A 535-nucleotide genomic window follows, 5' to 3' on the forward strand; every position below is an offset into this window, starting at 1 on the left:
CCGGGGATTTATCGGTCCGCCGGCCTGGGTAGATATTACCCAGGATGGCTCGCCAGACATCGTAGCCAATGCCGTCGATGGCCGGGTACTGGCCTTTGATGGTACTACCTATAAGCCGCTCTGGTCTACTCAGGTCGCAAAAACGGAGGCCTATACTACCGTGGGAATCGGCTACTTTACCGACGATGATATTCCGGACTTCTTTGTTTCCTTCGCGCAGGGGCGTTACCCATACCTGACCACCACCAAGCAAGCCATGCTGGATGGCAGGAGCGGAGCTATCCGGTATCTCGACTCCCTGGGTCACTACCAAACCAGCAGCCCGGTAGTGGCTGATATCAATGGCGACGGCCGCGACGAGGTCCTGTTAAGTGTCGACGAGGAAGTAATTGAGGATCGCCGGAAAGCTTTTCATACCAATCTGCTCAATATTGATTTTACTACCAACAAAGTCTTCCGCTTCGTACCGGCGCTCCCCGGGCACAACCTGGCCACAACGCCCTGGGTGGGTGATATGGACGATGATGGGTACCTG

The 535-nt window shown here is 55.5% G+C and carries 1 protein-coding gene; it reads left to right on the forward strand.

The features are described from left to right. Positions 1-535 (forward strand): hypothetical protein (locus ACLD7X_RS18230; RefSeq protein ID WP_411425100.1); only part of this gene is annotated, 535 nt, incomplete at both ends.

Origin of the sequence: Aphanothece microscopica RSMan92 (assembly GCF_046613545.2) — a bacterium.
Taxonomy (GTDB): Bacteria; Cyanobacteriota; Cyanobacteriia; order PCC-6307; family Cyanobiaceae; genus NIES-981.